The organism is Streptomyces californicus (genome assembly GCF_000717645.1).
In the GTDB taxonomy this organism is placed as follows: domain Bacteria; phylum Actinomycetota; class Actinomycetes; order Streptomycetales; family Streptomycetaceae; genus Streptomyces; species Streptomyces californicus.
Window position 1 is genome coordinate 1 of record NZ_JNZZ01000089.1, and the last position, 335, is coordinate 335.

General features: G+C 61.5%; 1 protein-coding gene. It reads left to right on the forward strand.

Features of this window, described 5'->3' with window-relative positions:
* Nucleotides 1-50 precede the first annotated feature (50 nt).
* Nucleotides 51-335, forward strand: a 285-nt coding sequence (locus IF19_RS0134360) for a hypothetical protein (protein ID WP_136975167.1), incomplete at its 3' end; no start/stop codon positions are given.

Genomic DNA, 335 nt, shown 5'->3' on the forward strand with positions numbered 1-335 from the left:
ACTCCACGGGCATGGACATTGCCGTGCTATCGCAAGCCGAAGGCTCGCGGATGTACGAAACGCTGGAGCAGCACACCAGGGAACTGGCGAAGGCCCGGAACGAAGGCATCGACTTCGATCTGAAGATCGCCGGTGATCTGAAGTGCAGTCCGGCGGGGTGCCTGATCAACGAAAACTTCACAGGTACGGTGACGCCGAAGGAGAAGTCCCGTATCGCCACGGGCCAGTTGACGGTGGTCATGACGGTGACTGACGTATCAGTGGGCGGGATTCCCGCAAGCGGGTGCATCAGCGGGCAGAAGACCGTCACCATCGTCGGCAACACCGCCTCCGGC